A 24,223-nucleotide genomic window follows, 5' to 3' on the forward strand; every position below is an offset into this window, starting at 1 on the left:
GATCATTTCTTCGGCAGCAGTTCGATGCCGGGCGCCGGGTTTTCGAGTGCGTCTTCATCCTGGCCGGCTGCGGGGATTTCGATCCAGCGATCAGCGGCGCCGTCGCATTCCTGCACCACCGGGAAGTAAAGCTTCTGGCCCACCGGCAGATCCGCCGTCAGCGTCGCACGGAAGACGAACTCGTCATAGAATTCATCCGGCAGGTTGCCGCCGCTCCAGTCGACTTCCTTGACCCCATCGGTCACCGCCTGACCATAGAGCTGGTAGGATTTGTCGTACTTGCCCTTCTTGATCTGCAGCGTCCAGCCAGGCTTCGGCATCGGCTTTACCGCGATCACCCCTTCCGGGATCTGCACGCGTAGAGCAGTCGTCGCCTTGCCGTCGCAACCATGCGGCACGCGTAAGATTGCCTTGTAGGTCGAGCCGACGGCCGCCTCCTGGGTTTCGAGCGTGATATGCGCGAAAGCGGCACTTGTCCCGAGCACGAAAAGTGCCGCGGCGGACAAAAGATACTTGTTCATGATGGTCCCTCAGATCTTCAAAATTTGTCTAACTGGCCGGATCAATTGGCGTGATCATCCATGGCGCCACCACCGATGCCTTCGACGGCGAAATCGACGCTGACGGCGCCGGCCTTTTCGAAGGTCAGCGTGGCGGAAAACTTTTCGCCCTGCTTGGGTTGCCGCTTCAGGCCGATGAACATCAGATGATAGCCGCCAGGGGCCAATGCCACCTTGCCACCGGCCGGGATTTCCAGGCCGCCGGCAACCGACCGCATGGTCATGACGCCGTCTTTTACGCCCATCTGATGCAGTTCGGCCTTTTCAGAAACATCGGAGGAAATCGACACCAGCCGGTCCGGCGCGCTGCCATTGTTGGTGATGGTGAAATAGCCGCCGGCGACCTTGGCACCGGCCGGCGTGGCACGCGACCAGGGGTGGCCGATCTCGAGATCGCCAAGCTTAAACTCATGCGCGAATACGGACTGGGCGCCGACGAACAACAGCGCAAGAGCCAGCGCGGCAATGCCGACACGCTCTTCGATGCTCTGTAGAATGCTGCCGAGCATAGGACGCGCGGCGTCGGGGAAAAAATAGGACATGGTTGCTCCATGAAGTGATGGTCGCGCCGTTGCCGGTCGCGAGCAGTTTGATCTTTGGATGGGTACGCCCACGAAAGGTTCCGCCGGGCAAACAGGCTCAGGCCGTCAGCGGCGGCGCGCGCGGGTTCGACGGCGAGCGCTCACGCGCGAAGTCGAGATGGATGGCCACCGGGAAGACAAAGGCGACCGTTTCAAAGGAAGGGCCGCCGAGCGCCAAGCCGGCATCGGGCGGCGGCGCACTGGCCGGCGAAAACATGCTGCAGCCAAGCACGCAACATACGGGCAGATGGGACGGCGGCTGGTTGCCGCCGGGAAGCTGGGTTGCGCCTTCATGGGTACAGATGACGTTGCCAAAGGCATCGAGCTGCGATGCATTGGGGCCGGTGCCGAAGGCGAAGGCACCAAGCGTCGACTGGAGCAACAGCAGATAGGCCGCGACAAGCGCGACCGGTATGCTCCACCGTCTCCTCGATACGCCCAAAGCCCTGCCTCTTCGCAGCAACGTAACATTCCTAGCACGAGGCCGGCGGGTGGAAAATCGCCAAATCGCTGCTGCGGCAACGCGGCATATCAATGCATGTCGCCCAAAAGTGTGCAGCGGTTTTGGGACAACGACATGCATGAAACAAGACTCTGAGCCGCGACACGGCTCAGGATTTTTGTGTGGACCGGCTCTCCGGGATCGAGGTCAGCAAGGTCTGGCGCGCTGACTTCAGATGCTTGCGGCAGGCGGCGTCGACCTTGCCGAGGTCGCGTGATTTGAGCGCCTCGATGTAGGCCAGATGCTCACCGATCGCCACCTCGTTGCGTTCGCGCTCCTGCGCCTTGTTCCACTGGTAGTGATAGTGGAAGATCATGGCGATGACGTCGTAGAAATCGACAATGAAGCGGTTGCGCGATGCCCGATGGATGAGCCGGTGGAAGCGCTCGTCCAGCTCGGAGAATTCGTTGAAACGGGTGGCGATCTCGCTTGCCAGTCGGCGATGGTCGTCTTCCAGACGGTCGAGATCGCCCCAGACCACGCTGTCCTGCGGCAGAGCGGCGAAGGCCGCCGCCGAGCGCAGCTCGAACATTTCTCGGATTTCGGTCAGCTCCAGCGCGAAGGCGCGCGTAAACCCCTTCAGCACCCAATGGCTGTTGCGGCGTTTCTCGATCAGGCCGAAGCGGGAGAATCGGATCAGGAACTCGCGCACGCTGGTGGTGCCGACGCCGATCTCGCGCGCCAGTTCGAGTTCGTTGATCTGCATGCCGGCCTCGGCGCCGCCGGCGAGCAGCCTGCGCATGAACGACCGCTCGATGATCTCGGCCAGCGTGTCGGTTTCTTCCTCGGGGAAGAAATCATCGGGGCGCGGTTCGCGCAGCACCGTCTTGGCGCGCTTGTTCCAGGCGATCAGCCCGGTCTCTTCCATGCGCGCTAGGATCGTTCGTACCGTGGTGCGGCTGACGCCAAGCAAGGTGCCCAGTTCCGGCTCCGAAGGCAGGCTGCGCGTCTCGTCGAGCAGCCGCAGGCAGCGGTTGTAGGCATCCTTGTAGACGTTGTTGCTCTTCGACATCCCTGACCCGTTGCACGCCGTCGCTTGCGGCCGTCGGCCGGAAGCGCAATATGACGTTCCCATGACCCCTGAAAGCGAAATGCGCTTTCTTGAATGCCGATGGACATGCGGAACTCCCCAGAGAAAAAACAATTGACGCAAAACTGTTTTTTCACGATAAAAGACATTATCTTTAAACAGGCGCGTGTCAATCCGCCCGCGCAACCCAGGATCACCCAGGAAACCGCCCGTGAACGCCTCCAACAGCATTCTTCTGTCCCCTGCCGACAATGTCGCCGTCGCCAATGGCCGCATCGAGATCGGCGCCGTGCTGCCGGGCGGTGCCGTTGCCACCACGCTGATCGAGCCCGGCCACAAGGTGGCGATCAAGCCGATCGCCGCCGGTGAGGCGGTGGTCAAATACGCGCAGGCGATCGGTCGCGCGACGCAGGACATCGCAGCGGGCGAGCACGTTCATTCGCACAATCTGGTTTTCGAATCGGGCCGCTTGCCGGTCGTGCCGCCGAGCGAGGCCGAGCACGCGACGGAGGCGGACCGTGCCCGCACCTTCATGGGCTATCGCCGCGCCGATGGCCGCGCCGGCACGCGCAATTTCATCGGCATTGTCGCCAGCGTCAATTGCTCGGCCACCGTCTGCCATTCGATCGCCGACACCGCCAACCGCACCCTGCTGCCGAAATATCCCGGCATCGACGGCTTCGTGCCGATCGTCCACGGCCAGGGCTGCGGCATGAGCGCCACCGGCGACGGCATGATGGTGCTGCACCGCACGCTTGCCGGTTATGCCCGCCACCCGAATTTCGGTGGCGTGCTGATGGTCGGCCTCGGCTGCGAGGTCAACCAGCTCACCCTTTACGGCCAGAAGGGCGTCGCTGCCGGCAAACGCCATTTCAACATCCAGGACGCCGGCGGTTCGCGTAAATCGGTCGAAAAGGCGATGGGCGTGCTGGCCGAGATCGCCGAGGAAGTCGGCCAGTTGAAGCGTGAGCCGATCCCGGTCAGCGAGATCGTCGTCGGCCTGCAATGCGGCGGCTCCGACGGCATGTCGGGCATTACGGCCAACCCGGCGCTGGGTGCTGCCGTCGATATCCTGGCCGGCGTCGGCGGCATCGGCATCCTCTCCGAGACCACGGAAATATACGGCGCAGAACATCTGCTCGCCTATCGCGCGGCAACGCCGGAGATCGCGCAGAAGCTCGATGGCTTCGTGAAATGGTGGGAAGATCACGTCGCCAAGCATGGCGCCTCGATCGACAACAACCCCTCGCCCGGCAACAAGCGCGGCGGCCTCACCACCATCCTGGAGAAGTCACTCGGCGCGGTCGCCAAGGGCGGCCAGACGCCCCTCAACGGCGTCTTCGGCTACGCCGAAAAGGTCACCGGCAGCGGCTTGGTGTTTATGGACACGCCTGGCTACGATCCGGTCTCTGCGACCGGTCAGGTGGCGGGTGGCGCCAACATCATCGTCTTCACCACCGGCCGCGGCTCCTGCTTTGGCTGCCGTCCGACGCCGTCGATCAAGGTCGCCACCAACTCGACCATGTATCACCAGATGGAAGAGGATATGGACGTCAACTGCGGCGTCATCGCCTCCGGTGAAAAGACCATCGCCGGCATGGGCCGAGAGATCTTCGAACTGATCGTCGAGACGGCTTCCGGCCGCAAGACCAAGAGCGAGGATTTCGGTTACGGCGACAACGAGTTCGTGCCCTGGCATCTTGGCGCGACGCTTTAGTTTCCACTGATATCTGAAGGTGGCCAGGCCGAACAATGGTCGGGAACGGGGAGGTTTTCGCATGAACAAGCGCCGTATCGGTCGCACCGCGCTCGAGGTCACTGAAGTCAGCTTTGGCGGTGCCGCGATCGGCGGCCTCTACCGCGCCTGTCCACGCGAAGCGGCGATGGAGACGTTGCAGGGCGCCTGGGAAGCCGGACTGCGCTATTTCGACACCGCACCCTTCTACGGTTTCGGCCTGTCGGAACGACGCTTCGGCGACTTCCTGCGCTACAAGCCGCGCGATTCCTATGTGTTGTCCACCAAGGTCGGCCGCTTGTTTCGCCCGGTACCGGAAGAGCAGGTTCCCGATCACTCCTATGTCGATCCGCTGCCCTTCGCGCTCGACTACGACTATTCCTATGACGGCATCATGCGGTCGATCGAGTTCAGCTATGCGCGGCTTGGCCTGAACAGGATAGACATCCTGTTTGTCCATGACATCGGCGCCTACACCCATGGTGTAGAGAAGACCAAGTTGCACTTTCGCCAGTTGATGGATGGCGGCCTCAAGGCGCTCGAAGAGCTGAAGCGAACCGGTGTCATTTCTGCCTATGGGCTGGGCGTCAACGAAGTGCAGATCTGTCTCGACGTGATGCGCCAGGCACCGCTCGACTGCATCCTGCTCGCCAGCCGCTATTCCCTGCTGGACCGCAGTGCCGAAGCGGAATTGCTGCCGCTATGCCGGGCGCAGCAGACCTCGTTGGTCATCGGCGGCGTCTTCAACTCCGGCATCCTGGCGACCGGCCCGGTGCAAGGCGCGCATTTCGATTACCGCCCTGCCAGCCATGACGTACTCGACCGCGTCGGTGCGATGGAAAGGATCGCCGCCGAGGGCGGTTATCCGCTGGCCGCCGCCGCGTTCCAGTTCCCCTTGCATGAACCCGCGGTCGCCACCGTGCTGAGCGGCACCGCCAAGCCGGCAAACCTGACGCGCAACCTCGAACTGCTCGACATCGACGTGCCGGAGACGGAATACGCCAGATATCGCCCCTATACGCTGATGCAGGAGCTGGCGTGAAATTCGCCCTACCCGCAGTGAACGGTGATCCCGGCTTCACATTCTTGCGATCCCAGGAAAGAATGAACATTCCATATTGACGAATATGTGGAATTAATATTCCATACATTCGCGGAACGGAAACGGGAGCGCTTGACGGCGGCAAGGTAGGAGCAGCGCGGTGTATCTGCCCCTGCCAGGCTTCGCGAGGACTGGTCAAACACCGCTTGCATCGGCTGGTTCGATGCACTATCAAAACATGGCAACTGTTTTTTATTGATAAAGTTCTGTTTGGGCCACGCCTATCCGGACGGAGCTTCCGTAACCTTCACCGGGCGACTTAGGGAGGAACCTCATGAAATTCGTGACCAGCATTCTCAACCGCCGCGCCGTGATGGCGCTGGCAGCAGCTTCGATGCTCGCCGGCGTCATGCATTCGGCGCCGGTTTCGGCGGCTGACGTGACCATTCCGATCATCGTCAAGGACACCACGTCCTTCTACTGGCAGATCGTTCTGGCCGGCGCCCGCAAGGCCGGCACGGATCTCGGCGTCAAGGTGCCGGAACTCGGCGCCCAGGCTGAAACCGACGTCAACGGCCAGGTCTCGATCCTCGAGAACGCCGTTGCCAGCAACCCGGCGGCCATCGTCATCGCGCCGACCGAGTTCAAGGCGCTTGGCAAGCCGATCGATGAAGCAGCTGCCAAGGTCAAGGTTATCGGCATCGACTCCGGCGCAGACTCCAAGGCCTTCACCTCGTTCCTGACCACCGACAATGTGCAGGGCGGCCGCGTCGCTGCCGACGGCCTCGCAGCTGCCATCGGCGCAGCCAACGGCGGCAAGATCGAGGGCGACGTCGCCCTGATCACCAACGCACCGGGCGCCGGCTCGCTCGAACAGCGCAAGCAGGGCTTCACTGAACAGCTGGCCGCCAAATATCCGGGCCTGAAGCTGGTCGCCGACAAATATGCCGACGGCCAGGCCACCACCGGCCTCAACATCGCCACCGACCTGATCACCGCCAACCCGAACCTCAAGGGCATCTTCGCCTCCAACCTGATCATGGCGCAGGGCGTCGGTCAGGCTGTCGCCGAAAACAGCCTTGGCGGCAAGCTGGCGCTGGTCGGTTTCGACAGCGACGAGAAGCTGATCAAGTTCCTCAACGACGGCGTCATTTCCGCCCTCGTCGTCCAGGATCCCTACCGGATGGGCTATGACGGCATCAAGACCGCACTCGCCGCCTCGAAGGGCGAAAAGGTCGAGGCCAATGTCGACACCGGCGCCAATCTGGTGACCAAGGACAACATGAAAGACCCCAAGATCGACGCGCTGCTCAACCCGAAGCTCTAAGCCGTCGCATCCAAATCGTCTCCGGGGCTCCGCGCCCCGGAGATATAGCTGCCGGCACAAACGGCTTGGCAATCCACAAGCTTAAGCTAGGCTGTTTTCGAGGCATATCCTTGCCTCGCCGCGTGCCAATCGTGAGGCCGATCTGGGAGGCCAATCAGGGAGGATTGTCATGACATCGACGGCGCAGGAACTGCATCCGGCCCCTGTGCTGGAGCCTGGTAGGACCATCCTCGAATTGCGCGGGCTGGAGAAGCGTTATCCCGGCACCCACGCGCTTAAGCCGGTCAACCTCGCCTTCAAGTCCGGCGAGATCCACGCCATCGTCGGCGAGAACGGCGCCGGCAAATCGACCCTCATCAAGCTTTTGACCGGCGTCATGCCGCGCACCTCCGGAGAGGTCATCTGGGAAGGTCAGCCGGCTGCTTTGGCGACGCCGCATGAGGCGATGGCGCTCGGCATCAATGCCGTGCACCAGGAAGTCGTGCTCTGCCGTCACCTGACGGTCGCCGCCAACATGTTCCTCGGCGAGGAGAATTCGCGCTTCGGCATCCTGCAGCAGCGCGCCATGGTCAGGCAAGCGCAGAAGATCATCGACGATCTCGGCTTCGACCTGCCTGCGCATGTCACATTGGGCGACCTGACCATCGGCCAGCAGCAGCTGATTGCTGCCGCCCGTGCCACCGTGCGCGGCACCAAATTCCTGATCTTCGACGAGCCGACCGCCTACCTCACCCGCAAGGAGGCCGACCAGCTCTTCACCCTGATCCGCCGGCTGAAGGGAGAAGGCGTGACGATCATCTACATCAGCCATCGCATGGAGGAAGTGTTCGAACTCGCCGACCGCGTTTCCGTACTGCGTGACGGCACGCTGGTCGGCACCCGCAACATCGCCGAGACCAACGATGCCGAGCTGGTCAAGATGATGATCAACCGCTCTATCGAGCAGGTCTACCACAAGGAGCATTTCACGCCGGGCGCCGCGATCATCGAAGCGCGGAACCTGTCCGGCAAAGGGTTTGAAAATGTTTCGATGACGGTTCGCGCCGGCGAGATCGTCGGGCTCTATGGCCTGATCGGCGCCGGGCGCAGCGAGTTCGTCACCACGCTTTACGGCCGCCACCGTAAATCCGCCGGCCAGATTCTCTGGGAAGGCAAGGAGGTCCAGGTCAAATCCGAGCATGACGCGATCAAGCTCGGCATGGCGCTGGCGCCGGAAAGCCGCCGCGACCAGGGCCTCTGTCTCAACCTGCCGGTTGGCCTCAACCTCAACCTGCCGATCTACAAGCGCATCTCGAACAATCTGCTGATTTCGAGTGCACAGGAGAAGACGCAGGCCGATCGCCAGATCGCCGATCTGCGCATCAAGACGCCGACTCGCGGCGCGCTGGCGTCCAGCCTGTCGGGCGGCAACCAGCAGAAGATCGTCATCGGCAAATGGCTGGCGCACGGCGCCAAGCTGTTCATCTTCGACGAACCGACGGTCGGCGTCGATGTCGGCACCAAAGCCGAGATCTACCGGCTGTTCGGCGCGCTGCTCTCGAAAGGCGCCGGCATCATCCTGATCTCGTCCTATCTGCCGGAAGTCTACGAGCTGGCCGATACGCTGCATGTGTTCCGGCGCGGCAAATTGGTGGCGACGCACGGTTTTCGCGGCGCCAGCCACGAGGACATTCTTACGCAGGCTCTCGCCGAGAAACAAGAAAAGCAGGGAGGACAGATATGAGCACCGAGGCGATTGCTGTCGAAAAACCGAAACGGAACTACAATGTCCTATTCGGGCTGACGCTTCTGGCGTTGCTGGTTCTGCTCTGGATCGTTCTGTCGGTCGCGACGCCGAGCTTCGCCTCTTCCAACAACATCGCCAACCTGCTGCGGCAGGGTTCGATGATCGCCATCATGGCGGTCGGCCAGACTTTCGTCATCATCACCGGCGGCATCGACCTGTCCGTCGGCGCCGTGGTCGGCTTCGCCACCGTCGTCGTCGCCATGATGATCAATGCCGGCTTCCCCATCTGGCTCGCCATTCTGGTGACGCTGCTGGTCGGTGTTGCCATCGGCATGTTTCATGGCTTCGGCATCGTCAAGATGGGCCTGCCGCCCTTCATCATCACACTGGCGACGCTGACCTCGCTGCGCGGCATCGGCCTTTTGATGACCAACGGCAATTCGATCAACATCAACAGCGACACCTTCACAGCGTTCTCGCGCAGTTCCTTCATCGGCATCCCCAACCTGTTCTGGATGGTGATCCTGGTCGGCATTCCAGCCTATATCTTCCTGCATCACAGCCGCTGGGGCCGGTATCTGTTCTCGGTCGGCTCCAACGCCGAGGCCTCGCGCCTGTCCGGCGTCAATGTCCAGCGAACCATCTACATGGCCTACACGCTGTCCGGCCTCTGCGCGGCTTTCGTCGGCGTGCTGCTGGCCGCCCGCATCGGCATCGGCAACCCGACCCAGGCGGAGGGCTGGGAGCTGCAGGCGATCGCCTCGTCGGTCATCGGCGGCACCTCGCTGTTCGGTGCCGTCGGCTCGGTGCACGGACCGCTGCTTGGCGCCTTTATCCTGGCCACCATCAACAATGGCGCCAACCTGCTCAACGTCAACTCGTTTTGGCAGCGCATCATCACCGGCGCGCTGATCATCATCATCGTCTATTTCGACGGGCTGCGCCGCCGCGGCAAGTAACGACCCCGCAATCAATCGCCGGCCCACACCAATGGGCCGGCGATTTCATGAACGAGACTGGATTGAAGCATGAAAGCCGTCGTCTGCCGCTCGCCCGGCGATCTTGTCCTGGAAGATCGTCCCGCCCCGAGTGCACCACCTCCCGGATGGGCGCTGGTGGCGGTCAGCCATGTCGGCATCTGCGGCACCGACTATCACATCTTCGAGGGCAAGCATCCGTTCCTCGCCTATCCGCGCATCATGGGCCATGAGGTATCGGGTACCGTGGTCGAGACCGGCGAAGGCGTCGAGCTTGCCGTCGGTGAGCCGGTTGTCATCAACCCGTATCTTTCCTGCGGCAAGTGCATCGCCTGCCGGCACGGCAAGCCGAATTGCTGCGTCAGGATCGAGGTGCTCGGCGTGCATCGCGACGGCGCCATGTGCGAACGCATCCTGGTGCCGGCGCAAAATCTCTATCCTGCCAACGGCCTGTCGCTGGCCGACGCCGCCGCCGTCGAGTTCCTGGCCATCGGCGCACATGCCGTGCGGCGGGCCAAGGCGGGAACCGGCGCACGCACACTGGTCATCGGCGCCGGCCCGATCGGGCTCGGCACCGCCATCTTCGCCCGCATCGCCGACCTCGATGTAACACTGCTCGATATGAGCAGCGAAAGGCTCGCCTTCGCCGCGAACGAGCTTGGTTTCCAAACCCTCGACGGCTCGCGCGGCGCGGTGCCCGATCTGGTCAGGGAGGCAACCTCTGGCGAAGGCTTTGATGTGGTCTTCGACGCCACCGGCAATACCCAGTCGGTGCAGTCGGCTTTCGCCCATGTCGCGCATGGCGGAACATTGGTGCTGGTCAGCGTCGTCAAGGACGACATCAGCTTTTCCGATCCGGAATTCCACAAACGCGAAATGACATTGATCGGCAGCCGCAATGCGTTGCGCGCCGACTTCGACCATGTCGCCGCCTCGATCCGCAACGGCGCCGTTCCGCTGGCAAAACTCGTCACCCACCGCACCACGCTTTCCGGCACGCCGCACGATCTGGCCCGCTGGGCTCACGAAAAGTCCGGCCTGATCAAGGCTGTGATCGAGGTGGGGTCATAGCATGGCAGGCGGTGAACTCGGCCCGAATTGACGCGGCCTCGCGCAGATCGACCCCCACTCCGTCTCGGCTTCGCCGAGCCACCTCTCCCCCGATCGACGGGGTAGAGGAAGGTGCGAGCCTATAGCGGCCAACGCTCCTCAACCAGACTCCCTCCTTCTCTCCCACCGCCAGCGGGCTCCTTCCTCTCCCTCCGGAGGGGGGAGAGGTGGCTCGGCGAAGCCGAGACGGAGTGGGGGAAGGCGGTCCTCAAAGGCCAAGCCGCTGACCGGTGAGCGCGACCGAACTGACCTGATATCAGCGCGAGTCAGAAGTCACGGTCTCGTATGAGGCCGCCACTCTCTACAGTGCCGACAGCTTCAACTCCACCCGTTCTGCCGGAAACCTGGATTCGGAAAACTGGATCGGCTGGCCGTCCGGCGTGACGTTGACAGCGACTGTAACCAGCACGATGGCGCCCGGTTGCAGGTCGAGGTCTGCAAGGTCCGCCGCATCGGCGTGGCGCGCCGATAGCACGGTCGATTGCCTGAGATAGTCGTCGATGCCGAACCGGGCGAGCGATGCGGTGATCGAGCCGGTCTCCGCCATCGCGGCATCGATACCGGCAAAGCGCCGGGCATCGAACCAGCCGGCAGCGCGCGACACCGGCCGTCCGTCGGCTTCGCCGCGCGTTTCCAGGCGGATCACATCGGCTCCCTTGGCGAGCCCCAGCCCCTCGGCGACGCGCCGGCTGGCCGGCTCGACCGAGGACCCGAGCAGGACGATATGCCGTTCCGATGTCTGCCCTTGCAGGCCTGTCGAAAAGCGTGTGCGCGCACCGATGGGATAGGACAGCCGCTTGCGCGACAGCACGAAGGTGCCGCGCCCCTGCTCGGCCCGCAGCACCCCTTCCTGCACAAGGGCTGATATGGCGCTGCGCACGGTGTGGCGGTTGACGCCATAGCGCTCAGCGAGTGCCATCTCCGGCGGCAGCGCGGCGCTTTCTGCGAAATCGCCGACGGCGATCGCCTGCAGGATCTTCTCGGCGATCTGCCGCCACAGCGAGACGCCGCTGCGCCGCTCGATGCTGTCCGCTGCCAGCCGCCCGATCATTGATTGCCCCCGGTCTTCAAGTGCTTGTCATCCACCCGTCATGGACTCGCGCTAGATAATAGGTATAATTTGTATAGTTGTCTATATCAATAGATAAATTTGGCGAAGAGGAATGTTGCTGATGCGAGGACAGGAAGCCCGCGACCAGACCGAACGCAAGGCCGTCATGGCAACCCTGGCGCAATCCAGCGGCGACGACATCGTTCGGCTCTGGAACGAGGCCGGACTGCCTTCGGACGCAGAACTGCTGCGCGGCCCCGAGACCGGCCTGGTCACCGTGCGCGGCCGCATCGGCGGTGGCGGCGCGCCCTTCAATGTCGGCGAGGCGACCGTCACCCGCGCCACCGTCCGGCTGCCGTCCGGACAGGTCGGCCATTGCTATGCGCTTGGCCGCGACAAGCAGAAGGCGAAGCTGGCGGCCATCGCCGACGCATTGTGGCAGGACCCCGCCCGCCGCGCCGAGATCGAGACCGGGCTGATAGTGCCTCTGCGGTCGGCCCTGACCACGGCGCATGAACGCCGCCGCGCCGAGACGGCGGCCACGAAGGTGGATTTCTTCACCATGGTTCGCGGAGAAGACTGATGGACATCGCAGCGCAATCGATCGAAGGCGGTTTCGCCGATCCGGTCTTCAATGCCCAGACTGTGTTCCGCGCGGTCATGGACGCAATGGCGCGGCCGGGCAGCGTGCAGCCGCTGCCGGCCTTCGCCCGCCCGCCGGCGCCGCTCTCGGCGACCGCCGGTGCCATAGCGCTGGCGCTTTGCGACAACGACACCCCGCTGTGGCTCGACCCGGTTTTGCAGGCTTCCACCGCCATCAAATCCTGGCTTGGTTTCCATACCGGCGCGCCATTGGCCAACACGCCGGCCGATGCGCATTTTGCGTTGATCGCCACGCCGGCCGAGATGATGGCGCTCGACGGCTTTTCGCAAGGCACACAGGACTACCCTGACCGTTCGACCACGCTGATCCTGAATGTCAGCGATCTCGTCTCCGGCACGCCATTGTTGCTCGAAGGTCCCGGCATCGAAACCAGCGCCACGATTGCACCGGCGCAGATGCCGCGTCATTTCGTCGAGCAGTGGAAGCAGAATATCAAGCGTTTTCCGCGCGGCGTCGACATCATCCTCGCCACCGCTGATGGCATAGCCTGCCTGCCGCGCACGACGCGCATCAAGACGATGGAGGCCTGAGATGTATGTCGCGGTAAAAGGCGGCGAAGCCGCCATTGCCAACGCCCACACCCTGCTTGCCGACCGCCGGCGCGGCGACCGTTCGGTGCCGGCGCTTCGCCTCGACCAGATCGTCGAACAGCTGGCGCTCGGCGTCGACCGGGTGATGAGTGAAGGCTCGCTCTACGACCGGGAATTGGCGGCACTCGCCATCGTCCAGGCGCGCGGCGACATGATCGAGGCAATCTTCCTGGTACGCGCCTATCGCACCACGCTGCCGCGCTTCGGCTACACCAAGCCCATCGACACCGCCATCATGCTGGTCGAGCGGCGCGTGTCGGCGACTTACAAGGACCTGCCCGGCGGCCAGTTGCTTGGGCCTACTTTCGATTACACCCACCGGCTGCTCGATCCCGAGCTTGCCGCCGGCGCCGACGTCGCCGAGCCGCTGCAGCGCGAGACCGAAGCGCAAGCCATGCCGCGCGTCTCGGCGATCCTCGCCCGCGAAGGCCTGATCGAACCGGACGGCGACATGCCGCAGGACCATGTCCCCGGCGACATCACCCGCGAGCCGCTGGAGTTCCCGATGGCGCGCGACATCCGCCTGCAGGCGCTGTCGCGCGGCGACGAGGGATTCCTGCTGGCGCTCGGCTATTCCACGCAGCGCGGCTATGCCCGCAACCATCCCTTTGTCGGCGAAATCCGCATCGGCGAGGTCGAGCTGGAGCTAGACGTGCCCGAACTGCCTTTTGCTGTCCCGCTCGGCACGGTGCGCATCACCGAATGCCAGATGGTCAACCAGTTCAAAGGGTCGGCGAAGGCGCCGCCGCAATTCACCCGCGGCTACGGCCTGGTCTTCGGCCAGAGCGAGCGCAAGGCGATGGCGATGGCGCTCTGCGACCGGGCGCTGCGCGCCAGCGAGTTGGGTGAGGATGTCGTCGTCGCTGCCCAGGATGAGGAGTTCGTCATCTCGCATTCCGACAACGTCCAGGCGACCGGCTTCGTCGAACATCTGAAGCTGCCGCACTATGTCGACTTCCAGGCCGAACTCGACCTGGTGCGCCGCATGCGCGCCGAATACGACGCCCGCGAAAACCCAGCGAAGGTCGAAGAGAAAAGGGAGGCCGCGGAATGACCGCTCAACCGACAGACATCGCCACCTACAACTTCGCCTATCTCGACGAGCAGACCAAGCGGATGATCCGCCGCGCCATCCTCAAGGGCATCGCCATCCCCGCCTATCAGGTGCCGTTCGCCTCGCGCGAAATGCCGATGCCCTATGGCTGGGGCACCGGCGGCGTGCAGGTCACCGCTTCGATCATCGGTCCCGACGATGTGCTGAAGGTGATCGACCAGGGCGCCGACGACACCACCAATGCCGTCTCGATCCGCGCCTTCTTCAAGAAGGTCGCCAATGTCGCGGTGACCACCGACACAGCCAGCGCCACCATCATCCAGACCCGCCACCGCATCCCCGAGCATCCGCTGACGGCGGGCCAGGTACTGGTCTATCAGGTGCCTATCCCCGAGCCGCTGCGCTTCCTTGAACCGCGAGAAACCGAAACGCGCAAGATGCATGCGCTGGAGGAATACGGCCTCATGCATGTCAAGCTCTATGAGGACATCGCCAAGCACGGTCGCATCGCCACCACCTATGCCTATCCGGTCAAGGTCGAGGGCCGTTACGTGATGGACCCATCACCAACGCCTAAGTTCGACAATCCCAAGATGCACCGCTCGCCGGCCCTGCAGCTGTTCGGCGCCGGCCGCGAAAAGCGCATCTATGCGGTGCCGCCCTTCACCGAAGTGGTCAGCCTCGACTTCGAGGATCATCCGTTCGAGGTGCAGACCTTCGACCAGCCCTGCGCGCTGTGCGCGGCCGAGAATGTCTATCTCGACGAGGTTATCCTCGACGACCATGGCGGCCACATGTTCGTCTGCTCCGACACCGACCACTGCGAGAAGCGGCGCAACGCCCTTACCTCCCCCTTGTGGGGAGGTCGCGCCGAAGGCGCGGGTGAGGGGCTTGACCAATCTACGCTCCACTCAACCCCCACCCCGGCGCTGCGCGCCGACCCTCCCCACAAGGGGGAGGGTAAGGAGAAGCAATGACCGACGAACCGCTGCTGCGCGTCTCGGCGCTGTCCAAATTCTACGGCTCGCGCGTCGGCTGCGACAACGTCTCCTTCGACCTGTGGCCGGGCGAGGTCCTGGCTGTCGTCGGCGAGTCCGGCTCCGGCAAGACGACGCTGCTCAACTGCCTGTCGACACGGCTGCTGCCGAGCTCCGGGACCGCCAGCTACCGCATGCGCGACGGCCAGTTCCGCGAGCTCTACCGCATGAGCGAGGCCGAGCGCCGCTTCCTGATGCGCACCGACTGGGGTTTCGTCCATCAGAACCCCGCCGACGGCCTGCGCATGACGGTGTCGGCCGGCGCCAATGTCGGCGAGCGGCTGATGGCTGTCGGCGAACGCCACTACGGCAGGATCCGCGCCACCGCCGTCGACTGGCTTTCGCGCGTCGAGATCGACGAGGACCGCATCGACGACGAGCCGCGCGCCTTCTCCGGCGGCATGCGCCAGCGCCTGCAGATCGCCCGCAATCTCGTCACCGGCCCACGGCTGGTGTTCATGGATGAGCCTACCGGCGGCCTCGATGTCTCGGTTCAGGCACGCCTGCTCGACCTGCTGCGCGGTCTGGTCACCGATCTCGGCCTGGCGGCCATCGTCGTCACCCACGACCTCGCGGTGGCACGGCTGTTGTCGCAGCGCATGATGGTGATGAAGGACGGCCGCGTCGTCGAAAGCGGTCTCACCGACCGCGTGCTCGACGACCCGCGCGCGCCTTACACGCAGTTGCTCGTTTCCTCGATTCTACAGGTTTGACGATGAAGTCTCAAAGTGCGTGTTCGCGAAACCTTGGCGCGAGGCACCCCCCTCTGGCCTGCCGGCCATCTCCCCCTCAAGGGGGGAGATTGGCTGTCATTTCCGGTTTCGCCACTCTCCAACATTGCAGAACAGGCGCGACGAAAAGGCTGCCAATCTCCCCCCTTGAGGGGGAGATGCCTGGCAAGGCAGAGGGGGGTGCTGGCCCGCAAGCGAACGATGATCGGAGGGCCTTCTGATGGCCACCCCTCTTGTTGTCTCGGACGTCGCCAAGAGCTTCACCATGCATCTGCGCGACGGCATTAAACTGCCTGTCGTCGCCGGAGTCTCGTTCTCGATCAGGGCCGGCGAATGCACCGTGCTTGGCGGCCCATCCGGTGCCGGCAAGAGCTCGATCCTCAAGATGCTCTACGGCAACTATGCCGTCGATGAAGGCCAGATCATCGTCACGCACGATGACGGGCTGATCGACCTTGCCACCGCCAGCCCGCGCACCGTGCTTGCCGTGCGCCGTCAAACGATCGGCTATGTCAGCCAGTTCCTGCGCACCGTGCCGCGCGTCTCGGCGCTCGATGTCGTCGCCGAACCGCTGGTCGAACGCGGCGAGGACCGCGAGGTTGCTCGCGGCAAGGCACGTGCTCTGCTGGCGCAGCTCAACCTCCCGGAGAAACTTTGGGCATTGCCGCCGGCGACCTTCTCCGGCGGCGAGCAGCAGCGCGTCAACATCGCGCGCGGCTTCATCACCGAGCACCCGATCCTGCTGCTCGACGAGCCGACCGCTTCGCTCGATGCCAGGAACCGCGACGTCGTGATCGAACTCATCGCCGCCAAGAAGGTTGCTGATGTCGCCCTGCTTGGCATCTTCCACGACCACGACGTGCGCGAGGCGGTTGCCGACCGCATCATCGACGTCACCGCTTTCGCTCCCGGAAAAGTCGCCGCATGACCAGGAAATTATCGGAGAAACCGTTGATCCACCCGACGGCGGACGTGCAGAACTCCACCCTCGGCCGCTGGACCGAGATCGCCGACCGCAGCCGGGTGTTGGAGAGTGAACTCGGCGACTATTCCTACATGATGCAGGATTGCGCTGTCTGGTGCGCCACGATCGGCAAGTTTTCCAACATCGCGGCAAGCGTGCGCATCAACGCCACCAACCACCCGACCTGGCGGCCGACGCTGCACCATTTCACCTATCGCGCTTCGGACTATTGGGACGATGCCGAGCATGAGAGCGAGTTTTTCGCCCAGCGCCGCGCCAGGCGCGTCACCGTCGGCCACGACACCTGGCTCGGCCATGGCTCGACTATCCTGCCCGGCGTCACAGTCGGCGATGGCGCCGCGGTCGGTGCCGGCGCTGTCGTCTCGAAGGATGTCACCCCCTACACCATCGTCGCCGGCGTGCCGGCAAAACCGATCCGCGAGCGCTTCGACCGCCGTACGGCCGAACGTTATCAGGCGCTTGCCTGGTGGGACTGGGACCATGCCAGGCTGCGCGCTAGTTTGGAGGATTTCCGGGAACTGTCCGCTGAAGCGTTTTTGGAGAAGTATGGTTGACGCGAATGGTGTTTTCATCGAACTAATAATCACCCAACCCAGTGCGATGGAGCAAATGTGACCTTTATTGTCGTAATACCTCTTTTCATTGGACTGGGGTTGGTCGCGTTGGGAATTTTGGTGATTAAGCTTGGATTTAAGCGTTGGAGGCAATCCGACGTTGGCTCTTCAATAACGTTGATGATATTGGGTTGTGTTTTGTTCACGGCGGCGATAGCCCCACTCTATATGCTGTGGGTCCTTGCGCAACTTACCGGTAAGCCGGGCTGACAGGCTAAGGCTAGCAAAGCAAGACAATTCGGGAAGCAAGGGTAGACCAGCGTCATCACATTGCAATAGATGGGCACGATACGTTTTATCGACCAGTGTCGCTTGTGTTGGCATGCCTTGTTCGCGGCTCGCTATATGCTTTTGAAACATTCGACAATTTCACATCCTTGACACATGACTCGGACACGAGGCCATCTCCCTCCACAGGCGATCGCAGTGCCTCATTCCATCAGACCCTCGCTCGCCGGCTTTTTCGAAGGCACCAACCCCAAGCCTCCGGTGCATCTCGGCACCCGCTACGATACATCTGGCAATTTCCTGCCCGAGCCGGGCAACACGGTCGTCAGCCATCTCGTGAACAGTTCGGCTTCCGAAGCGGTGGCCATCGACGTGCGCGACCGGATGCTAGCGATGCAAGACGCCGGCCGGCTCGCCTTCACGCCCGTCTCCAGCCTGCACATGACGCTGTTCCAGGGCATCATCGAATTTCGCCGCCGACTGCCCTACTGGCCGCAGGACGTTCCCCTCGACACCAGCATCGACGCCATGACCCGCCTCTATCTGGAGCGGCTGAAGGACTTCGAGGGCTTTGGCCCATTCAACATCAAGGTCGTCGAAGTTCTGCCGACCGGCCTCACCGTTGCCGGCGCGACCGACGACGATTCGCGCATCATGCGCGCCTGGCGCGACGAACTGGCCGTGCCGTTCGGTTACCGGCATCCCGATCACGATACCTACGTCTTCCACATCACCTTCGCCTACCAGATCCAGCGTCTTGCCGACGATCGGGCCGCCGCATGGCAGGACCTGTTCGACGATTGCCTGGCACTCTTCGAGCAGCAGGCTCCCATAGTCGAAATCAAGGCGCCGGCCTTCTGCAGCTTCAGGGACATGGAGCACTTCGAGGACCTGCTGGTCCTGGGCCGACCGTAACTCCACGCCTGTGGAGCGTAACAAAACTGACATTATCGCGACACGGCAGGTTCATGTGGCTGCGTTAGGCGAGAGCCTGACGATCAATGGTCCGGACTGGAACCTGCCCCATGCCAGCAACCTCTGCCACGCTCGAAATCCGCGGTGTCACCCGACGATTTGGCAAGAACACCGCCGTCAGCGACATCAACATCGCGATCCCGCAGGGTCAGATGGTTGGCATTATCGGCCGTTCCGGTGCCGGCAAATCGACCCTTCTTCGCATGATCAACCGCCTCATCGATCCCAGCCAGGGGTCGATTTTTTTTGATGGCGCCGAGGTCTCCCAGTTGAGCGGCTCGCCGCTGCGGCGCTGGCAGCGCGATTGCGCCATGATCTTCCAGCAGTTCAACCTGGTGCCGCGCCTCGACGTGCTGACCAACGTGCTGCTCGGCAAGCTGAACCACCGTTCGACCATGTCAAACCTGTTCGGCATGTTCTCCCGCGCCGAATGCGCCGAGGCGGTCGCCGCCTTGGAGCGGCTCGACATCGCCCGTACAGCACTTCAGCCCGCCGGCACCTTGTCGGGTGGACAGCAGCAGCGTGTCGCCATTGCCCGTGCCATGATGCAGCAGCCCAGGGTGATCCTCGCCGACGAGCCGATCGCTTCGCTCGACCCGCTCAACGCCAAGGTGGTGATGGATTCGCTACAGGACATCAATTTGCGCGAAGGCATCACAGTCGTCACCAATCTGCACACGCTGGATACCGCCCGCACCTATTGCAACCGCATTATCGGCATGGCCGCCGGCAAGGTCGTCTTCGACGGCCCACCGGAAGAGCTCAACCGCGAGGCCGTGCGCCTCGTCTATGGCGCCGACAGCAATGGCCAGGAAATCTCAGAGGCCATCACCTCGACCAGCGTTGCCTTCAGCCGAAAGATCGCCGCATCCGCCGGACCGCTCGAACCCGCATTCCCGGGATACTGAGAGCGGTTGGGATCGCCAGCCCACGTCAAGGGCGCCAGTCAAACTCAAGAACGCTGCCGGCGCGGGGCCGGAACCTACAGGAGAGATAACAGATGTTCAGAAAGATGGTTTTCTGCGCCGTTTCGGTGCTCGCCATGGCGACCAGCATGGCCCACGCGGCCGATATGAAAGAATTTCGCGTCGGCATCCTCGGCGGCGAAAACGAAACCGACCGGCTGCGCAACTACCAGTGCCTCGCCGACCATCTGAAGGCCGAATTCGGCTTCGAAAAGGTCTCGCTGTTCCCCGCCGCCGACTATGACGGCGTCATCCAGGGCCTGCTCGGCGGCACGCTCGACTTCGCCGAACTCGGCGCTTCCGGTTATGCCAGCGTCGCTCTCAAGGACCCGAAGGCGGTCACCCCGATCCTCACCACCCAGCAGACCGACGGCGCCACCGGCTACTATTCGATCGGCCTGGCGCTGAAATCCTCCGGCATCACCGACATCAAGTCGGCCAAGGGCAAGAAGCTCGGCTACGCCGATCCGGATTCGACCTCCGGCTATCTGATCCCGCTGACCCAGATCCCGAAGGACACCGGCGCTTCGAACGAAACCTTCTTCGCTTCGACCCAGTTCAACGGCGGCCACGAGAACAACGTCCTGGCCGTGCGTGACGGCAAGGTCGACGTGGCGGTGGACGATTCCTCCGGCATCGGCGACTTCAAGGACGGCTACACCTCCGGCACCTTCCACAAGGAAGTCGCCAAGGGCGCGGTCGACCCCAACGACTTCGTCGAAGTCTGGCGCTCGGGCCTGATCCCGAACGGCCCGCTGGTCGTGCGCACCGCGCTGGGCGACGACATGACCGCCAAGCTCGCCGACTTCTTCACGCAGTTGCCCAAGAAGGACAAGGCTTGCTTCGAAGGCGTCGAAGGCGGCGATTTTACCGGCTACGTCCCGGTGAAGGCAGACTTCTACAACGTCATCGTCGAAGCCCGTAAGGCAGCCATCGGCGGCTAATGGCGAAATCAAAAAGGGCGGTGTTCAAAACACCGCCCTTTTTGCATCTCCGATCATGACCCATTCCGTGACAGTCCCTTCCGGCGCCACTCACCAGATGGCCGACGCCTGGCGTCGCCAGACGTCCTTGCGCCGGCTCTACACCGCCATCGGCGTCGGCCTGCTCGTTGTCGCGCTCGGCGGCACCATGTGGTTCGCCGACGAGGCCAATGCCGGGCATTTCTTCGACCGGCTGCCACATTTGCTGGATTTCCTGAGCTGGCTCGTCCCCAAGGACTGGAACGATGTCTGGCGAGCGATGTTCGACATCGCTTCCCCACATGACACCGGTACCCAGGAATTCAACTTTCCGCTTGGCCGCGCCTATGTTTGGGGCAGCTTCTATATCCCTGAATATTTCGAACTGATGCTGACCACGCTCAACGTGGCGCTGGTCTCTACCTTCATTGGCTTCGTCTTTGCCGTGCCGTTTTCCTTCATCGCGGCGCGCAATCTGACGCCGCATCCGGTGCTGCGGCTGATCGTCAAGCGCTTCATGGAACTGCTGCGCGCCTTTCCCGAGATCGTCATCGCCGGCCTGTTCGCGGCCATTGTCTCGATCGGCCCGATCGCCGCCATTATCGCCATCGGCCTGCATTCGATCGGCGCGCTGGGCAAGCTGTTCTACGAGATCAACGAGAACATCGACATGCGCGCCGAGGAAGGCCTGCGAGCAGTCGGCGCCAACTGGCTCGAGCGGGTGCGCTTTGCCGGTCTGCCGCAGGTGCTGCCCAACTTCATGTCCTACACACTGCTGCGCGTTGAAATAAATGTCCGCATTTCCACCATCATGGGCGCGGTCGGCGGCGGTGGCATCGGCGAGGAACTGAAGCTGTCGATATCGCGCGGCTTCGGCGCCAAGACGATAGCCCTGGTGCTGCTCCTGTTCACGACGATCTTCATCGTCGACCAGTTTTCCGCCTGGCTGCGCCGCAAGCTGGTCGGCGAGCAGGCTTTTGCTATGAGCCCGTGAATGACGACGATGACCGCCGATGAAATCCAGTCGATCGAGGAACGCTTTCCGCAGGTGTTCAAGCGGCCGTTCCAAAAACGCTTCGGGCCGCTGCTGTTGCTTGGCGGCACACTTGTCTACCTCCTTTACGCGCTGTGGTTCTTCAATCTGCCGCAGGTCATGCGGGAATCGCACTGGGAGCGCCTGCCGCTGTTTCTGACCCAGTGGATCAGCTACGACGTGCAGCCGATCTTCCGTCTCGATGAGCCGCAGATCACCGCCAAATATCCACGCTTCTCGGTGCTCGGCCCGAATCCAAATCCGGACTGGGTCAAGACCAATGCCGATGGTTCGGTGACGATCCTGATCGACGGCACCACCAAGTCGATCACCTTCAACAAGACCCAAGCGACGGTCATTGCCGACGGCGAAACCGTGCTTGTCGCGCTAGGCAGCGGCAAGCCGCTGATCTCCGGATCGGTTCCCGGCTGGATCACCGCGCATGAGGATGAGGTCGTCGCCGACATGGGCTTTGCCGGCGAGGCCCGCGTCGCTGTTGATCGCGTCAGGATACGCAAGCGTTTTCTCGGCTGGGCAAACTTCGTCTTCGACACGCGCTCGCCGTTCTTCGGCAAGTCGGCAGGCGAAGTCACCTCGCTGATCGTCTCAGGGCCGGAACTCAAGCCGGGCACGTCCAACCTGGCTCTGGCCGGCGACAACATCTGGAACAACGCCCAGTGGCAGCATGGCGATGTCTGGACGAAACTGTTGCAGACCATCGTCATGGCTTTTCTCGGCACCATGCTTGGCGGCATCGTCGCTTTTCCGCTGGCCTTCTTCGCCGCCCGCAACATCACGCCCAGCCGGCTGGTCAACCAGGTGCTCAAGCGCTTCTTCGACTTCATGCGCTCCATCGACATGCTGATCTGGGCGCTGTTCTTCACCCGCGCCTTCGGACCTGGACCACTGGCGGGCAGTGCAGCCATCTTCTTCACCGAGATCGGCACGCTCGGCAAAACCTATTCCGAGGCGCTTGAGAACATCGACGACAAACCGCGCGAGGGCGTCGTCTCGACCGGCGCCAACGGCCTTCTGGTGCAGCGCTACGGCGTGCTGCCGGAAGTGGTTCCGGTGTTCATCAGCCAGACGCTCTACCAGTGGGAATCCAACACCCGTGGCGCGACCATTATCGGGGCCGTCGGTGCCGGTGGCATCGGCCTGAAACTGTGGGAAGCGATGCGCACCAACTCCAACTGGGCCAATGTCTTCTACATGGTGCTGCTGATCCTGCTCGTCGTCTTCATCTTCGACAACATATCCAATTTCCTGCGCCGCCGGCTGAGCCAGACCATCCACGACTACAACAGGCTTCAGGCCGAGCAGGGTTAGCCTTGTGACGCAGAAGCGCAAGCATCGTCTCGCCCGGCGCCAAAGGGTCGACCCCCACACCCTCCAGCAGCGCGCGACACCTCTCCCCCGATCGACGGGGTAGAGGAAGGGCGCAAGGCAGTCCGAGTCGGCACCCGTCCTCCAAGGCGCGAGGCATTCTTCTTTTCCCCGCGCCACCATGCTTTCTTTCCTCCCCCTCGAGGGCAGGGGAATCGCATATGAGTAAGAGTAAGTCTTGCGTTGAGTGGAAAGGTTGATTCTTTAGGGGCCTTCTCTTTGAAGAGGAGACCCAATGCCGTTTCTGCTTTCGATTTTGCGTGAAATTCGGGATCCGCGTGACATCAACGCGCGTCATGATCTGGCGGAGCTTCTGTTCTTGGCTCTGCTTGCGACCCTGTGTGGGGCCAAGAGCTGTGTTGACATTGCCGATTTTGTTGAGGGGCGGGAAGACGAGCTGAGAGAGATCGTGGCGCTGGAGCATGGTTGCCCGAGCCACGACACGTTCAGCCGGGTGTTTCGACTTCTCGATGCCGATGAGCTTTCGCGCAGCTTTGCCGCTTTCATGGCAGCGCTGCGACAAACGCTCGGGCCTTCGCCGCGCGGCGTGGTGGCGGTCGACGGCAAATCGCTGCGGCGCGGCTACACTAAGGGTCGGGTCTTTATGCCGCCTTTGATGGTGAGCGTGTGGGACGCCGAGACGAGGCTGTCGATTGCCGCTGCCCGCGCGCCCGAGGGCGACGAGGTCACAGCCACGCTGGATCTTCTGAAGAGCTTGGATTTGAAGGGCTGCACGGTGACGGCGGATGCGCTGCACTGCCGTCCCGACACCGCCAAGGCGCTGATCGGCAAGAAGGCGCATTATGCGCTGGGGCTGAAAGGCAATCGTCCCAAGCTGTTCGCCGCGGCGGAGCGAAGCTTCGCCGCAGCTGCCGAGATCGCCTTCTTCGAGACCAGCGAAAGCGCGCATGGCCGCACCGAAACGCGAAGAGCCTCGGTCCTGCCGCTCAAACGGCTGCTCGATCCGCCGGCCTTTCCCGGCCTCAAGGCGATCGGCCGCATCGAGGCCTCGCGCAGCGTGGCAGGCGGCAAACCCACCACCTCGGTCCGCTATGTCGCGCTTTCCAAAGTGCTCATGCCCAAAAGACTGGCCGAGACCGTCAGAGCACATTGGACCATCGAGAACCAGTTGCACTGGAGCCTCGATGTCGTCTTCCATGAGGACGATGCCCGCACCCGCAAGGATAACGGGCCGCAAAACCTGGCCATCATCAGACGCCTCGCCCAAAACATCTTGCAAGCCCATCCTCTCGACAAACCCATCGCCAGCAAGATGCGAAGAGCCAGATGGAACAGAGACTTCCTCTTCCAGCTCTTTACTCATATGCGATAGCCCTGCCCACGAGGGGGAGATCAGC

23 protein-coding genes and 1 pseudogene are annotated in these 24,223 nt (G+C 62.9%); 19 read left to right on the top strand and 5 right to left on the bottom strand.

Annotation, left to right across the window (positions count from 1 at the left end; genetic code table 11):
• Positions 1-2: 2 nt before the first annotated feature.
• The 4 genes from NKI38_RS13920 to NKI38_RS13935 all read right to left on the bottom strand — a co-directional run bounded on the left by NKI38_RS13920 (position 3) and on the right by NKI38_RS13935 (position 2,655).
• Positions 3-521 (bottom strand): YcnI family copper-binding membrane protein, encoded by a 519-nt coding sequence (locus tag NKI38_RS13920; protein WP_352658443.1) that lies wholly within the window; start codon positions 519-521, stop codon positions 3-5.
• A 41-nt stretch (positions 522-562) separates the two neighbouring features.
• The gene (locus NKI38_RS13925) at positions 563-1,102 is read right to left on the bottom strand and encodes a copper chaperone PCu(A)C (protein ID WP_352658445.1); all 540 of its coding nucleotides are present in this window, start codon (positions 1,100-1,102) and stop codon (positions 563-565) included.
• A 97-nt stretch (positions 1,103-1,199) separates the two neighbouring features.
• On the bottom strand, positions 1,200-1,556 hold the full coding sequence (locus tag NKI38_RS13930) for a DUF2946 family protein (RefSeq protein WP_352658514.1): 357 nt from the start codon (positions 1,554-1,556) through the stop codon (positions 1,200-1,202).
• A gap of 196 nt (positions 1,557-1,752) precedes the next feature.
• Positions 1,753-2,655, bottom strand: a complete 903-nt coding sequence (locus tag NKI38_RS13935; protein WP_352658447.1) for a GntR family transcriptional regulator — start codon at positions 2,653-2,655, stop codon at positions 1,753-1,755.
• A 229-nt stretch (positions 2,656-2,884) separates the two neighbouring features.
• Here NKI38_RS13935 and NKI38_RS13940 point away from each other — a divergent pair, with 229 nt between their 5' ends.
• The 6 genes from NKI38_RS13940 to NKI38_RS13965 all read left to right on the top strand — a co-directional run bounded on the left by NKI38_RS13940 (position 2,885) and on the right by NKI38_RS13965 (position 10,551).
• Positions 2,885-4,390 (top strand): UxaA family hydrolase, encoded by a 1,506-nt coding sequence (locus NKI38_RS13940; RefSeq protein ID WP_352658449.1) that lies wholly within the window; start codon positions 2,885-2,887, stop codon positions 4,388-4,390.
• A 61-nt stretch (positions 4,391-4,451) separates the two neighbouring features.
• The gene (locus tag NKI38_RS13945) at positions 4,452-5,450 is read left to right on the top strand and encodes an aldo/keto reductase (protein WP_352658451.1); all 999 of its coding nucleotides are present in this window, start codon (positions 4,452-4,454) and stop codon (positions 5,448-5,450) included.
• A 334-nt stretch (positions 5,451-5,784) separates the two neighbouring features.
• A complete protein-coding gene (locus NKI38_RS13950) occupies positions 5,785-6,777 on the top strand; it encodes an ABC transporter substrate-binding protein (protein WP_352658453.1) in 993 nt (330 codons plus the stop codon).
• 169 nt (positions 6,778-6,946) lie between these two features.
• Positions 6,947-8,500, top strand: a complete 1,554-nt coding sequence (locus NKI38_RS13955; protein WP_352658454.1) for a sugar ABC transporter ATP-binding protein — start codon at positions 6,947-6,949, stop codon at positions 8,498-8,500.
• A complete protein-coding gene (locus tag NKI38_RS13960) occupies positions 8,497-9,462 on the top strand; it encodes an ABC transporter permease (protein WP_352608746.1) in 966 nt (321 codons plus the stop codon). Before NKI38_RS13955 ends, NKI38_RS13960 begins: the two co-directional genes overlap by 4 nt.
• A 69-nt stretch (positions 9,463-9,531) precedes the next feature.
• Complete coding sequence (locus NKI38_RS13965) at positions 9,532-10,551, top strand: zinc-binding alcohol dehydrogenase family protein (protein ID WP_352658455.1); 1,020 nt, start codon at positions 9,532-9,534, stop codon at positions 10,549-10,551.
• Between the two features lie 340 nt (positions 10,552-10,891).
• Here NKI38_RS13965 and phnF read toward each other — a convergent pair whose 3' ends face one another.
• Positions 10,892-11,641, bottom strand: coding sequence for a phosphonate metabolism transcriptional regulator PhnF (gene phnF / locus NKI38_RS13970; RefSeq protein ID WP_352658457.1), 750 nt, complete (start codon positions 11,639-11,641; stop codon positions 10,892-10,894).
• 121 nt (positions 11,642-11,762) lie between these two features.
• Here phnF and phnG point away from each other — a divergent pair, with 121 nt between their 5' ends.
• From phnG to NKI38_RS14035, 13 genes and pseudogenes are all read left to right on the top strand, one after another.
• Positions 11,763-12,224: a phosphonate C-P lyase system protein PhnG gene (gene phnG / locus NKI38_RS13975; RefSeq protein ID WP_352658459.1), complete on the top strand. Its 462-nt coding sequence runs from the start codon at positions 11,763-11,765 to the stop codon at positions 12,222-12,224.
• A complete protein-coding gene (gene phnH / locus NKI38_RS13980; RefSeq protein ID WP_352658461.1) occupies positions 12,224-12,835 on the top strand; it encodes a phosphonate C-P lyase system protein PhnH in 612 nt (203 codons plus the stop codon). The genes phnG and phnH overlap by 1 nt, the downstream gene beginning before the upstream one ends.
• Position 12,836: 1 nt before the next feature.
• Positions 12,837-13,949 carry a carbon-phosphorus lyase complex subunit gene (locus NKI38_RS13985; protein ID WP_352658463.1) on the top strand — a complete coding sequence of 371 codons (1,113 nt, stop codon included), beginning with the start codon at positions 12,837-12,839 and terminating at the stop codon, positions 13,947-13,949.
• Positions 13,946-14,785: pseudogene (locus NKI38_RS13990) on the top strand (alpha-D-ribose 1-methylphosphonate 5-phosphate C-P-lyase PhnJ); the annotation flags it as partial. The gene NKI38_RS13985 and the pseudogene NKI38_RS13990, both read left to right, overlap by 4 nt.
• A gap of 137 nt (positions 14,786-14,922) precedes the next feature.
• Entirely contained in the window at positions 14,923-15,699 is a 777-nt protein-coding gene (gene phnK / locus NKI38_RS13995; protein WP_352658465.1) for a phosphonate C-P lyase system protein PhnK, read from the top strand.
• 238 nt (positions 15,700-15,937) lie between these two features.
• Positions 15,938-16,645: a phosphonate C-P lyase system protein PhnL gene (gene phnL / locus NKI38_RS14000; RefSeq protein ID WP_352658466.1), complete on the top strand. Its 708-nt coding sequence runs from the start codon at positions 15,938-15,940 to the stop codon at positions 16,643-16,645.
• Positions 16,642-17,256 (top strand): DapH/DapD/GlmU-related protein, encoded by a 615-nt coding sequence (locus NKI38_RS14005; protein ID WP_352658468.1) that lies wholly within the window; start codon positions 16,642-16,644, stop codon positions 17,254-17,256. Before phnL ends, NKI38_RS14005 begins: the two co-directional genes overlap by 4 nt.
• A gap of 486 nt (positions 17,257-17,742) precedes the next feature.
• Entirely contained in the window at positions 17,743-18,459 is a 717-nt protein-coding gene (locus NKI38_RS14010; protein WP_352658470.1) for a DUF1868 domain-containing protein, read from the top strand.
• Between the two features lie 110 nt (positions 18,460-18,569).
• Entirely contained in the window at positions 18,570-19,427 is an 858-nt protein-coding gene (phnC, locus tag NKI38_RS14015; protein ID WP_352658472.1) for a phosphonate ABC transporter ATP-binding protein, read from the top strand.
• A 92-nt stretch (positions 19,428-19,519) separates the two neighbouring features.
• A complete protein-coding gene (phnD, locus tag NKI38_RS14020; protein ID WP_352608759.1) occupies positions 19,520-20,428 on the top strand; it encodes a phosphonate ABC transporter substrate-binding protein in 909 nt (302 codons plus the stop codon).
• A gap of 55 nt (positions 20,429-20,483) precedes the next feature.
• A complete protein-coding gene (phnE, locus tag NKI38_RS14025) occupies positions 20,484-21,440 on the top strand; it encodes a phosphonate ABC transporter, permease protein PhnE (RefSeq protein ID WP_352658474.1) in 957 nt (318 codons plus the stop codon).
• Positions 21,441-22,808, top strand: a complete 1,368-nt coding sequence (gene phnE / locus NKI38_RS14030; protein WP_352658476.1) for a phosphonate ABC transporter, permease protein PhnE — start codon at positions 21,441-21,443, stop codon at positions 22,806-22,808.
• 292 nt (positions 22,809-23,100) lie between these two features.
• A complete protein-coding gene (locus NKI38_RS14035; RefSeq protein ID WP_023796700.1) occupies positions 23,101-24,198 on the top strand; it encodes an ISAs1 family transposase in 1,098 nt (365 codons plus the stop codon).
• Positions 24,199-24,223: the final 25 nt, after the last annotated feature.

Origin of the sequence: Mesorhizobium sp. M0621 (assembly GCF_040320745.1) — a bacterium.
GTDB lineage: Bacteria > Pseudomonadota > Alphaproteobacteria > Rhizobiales > Rhizobiaceae > Mesorhizobium.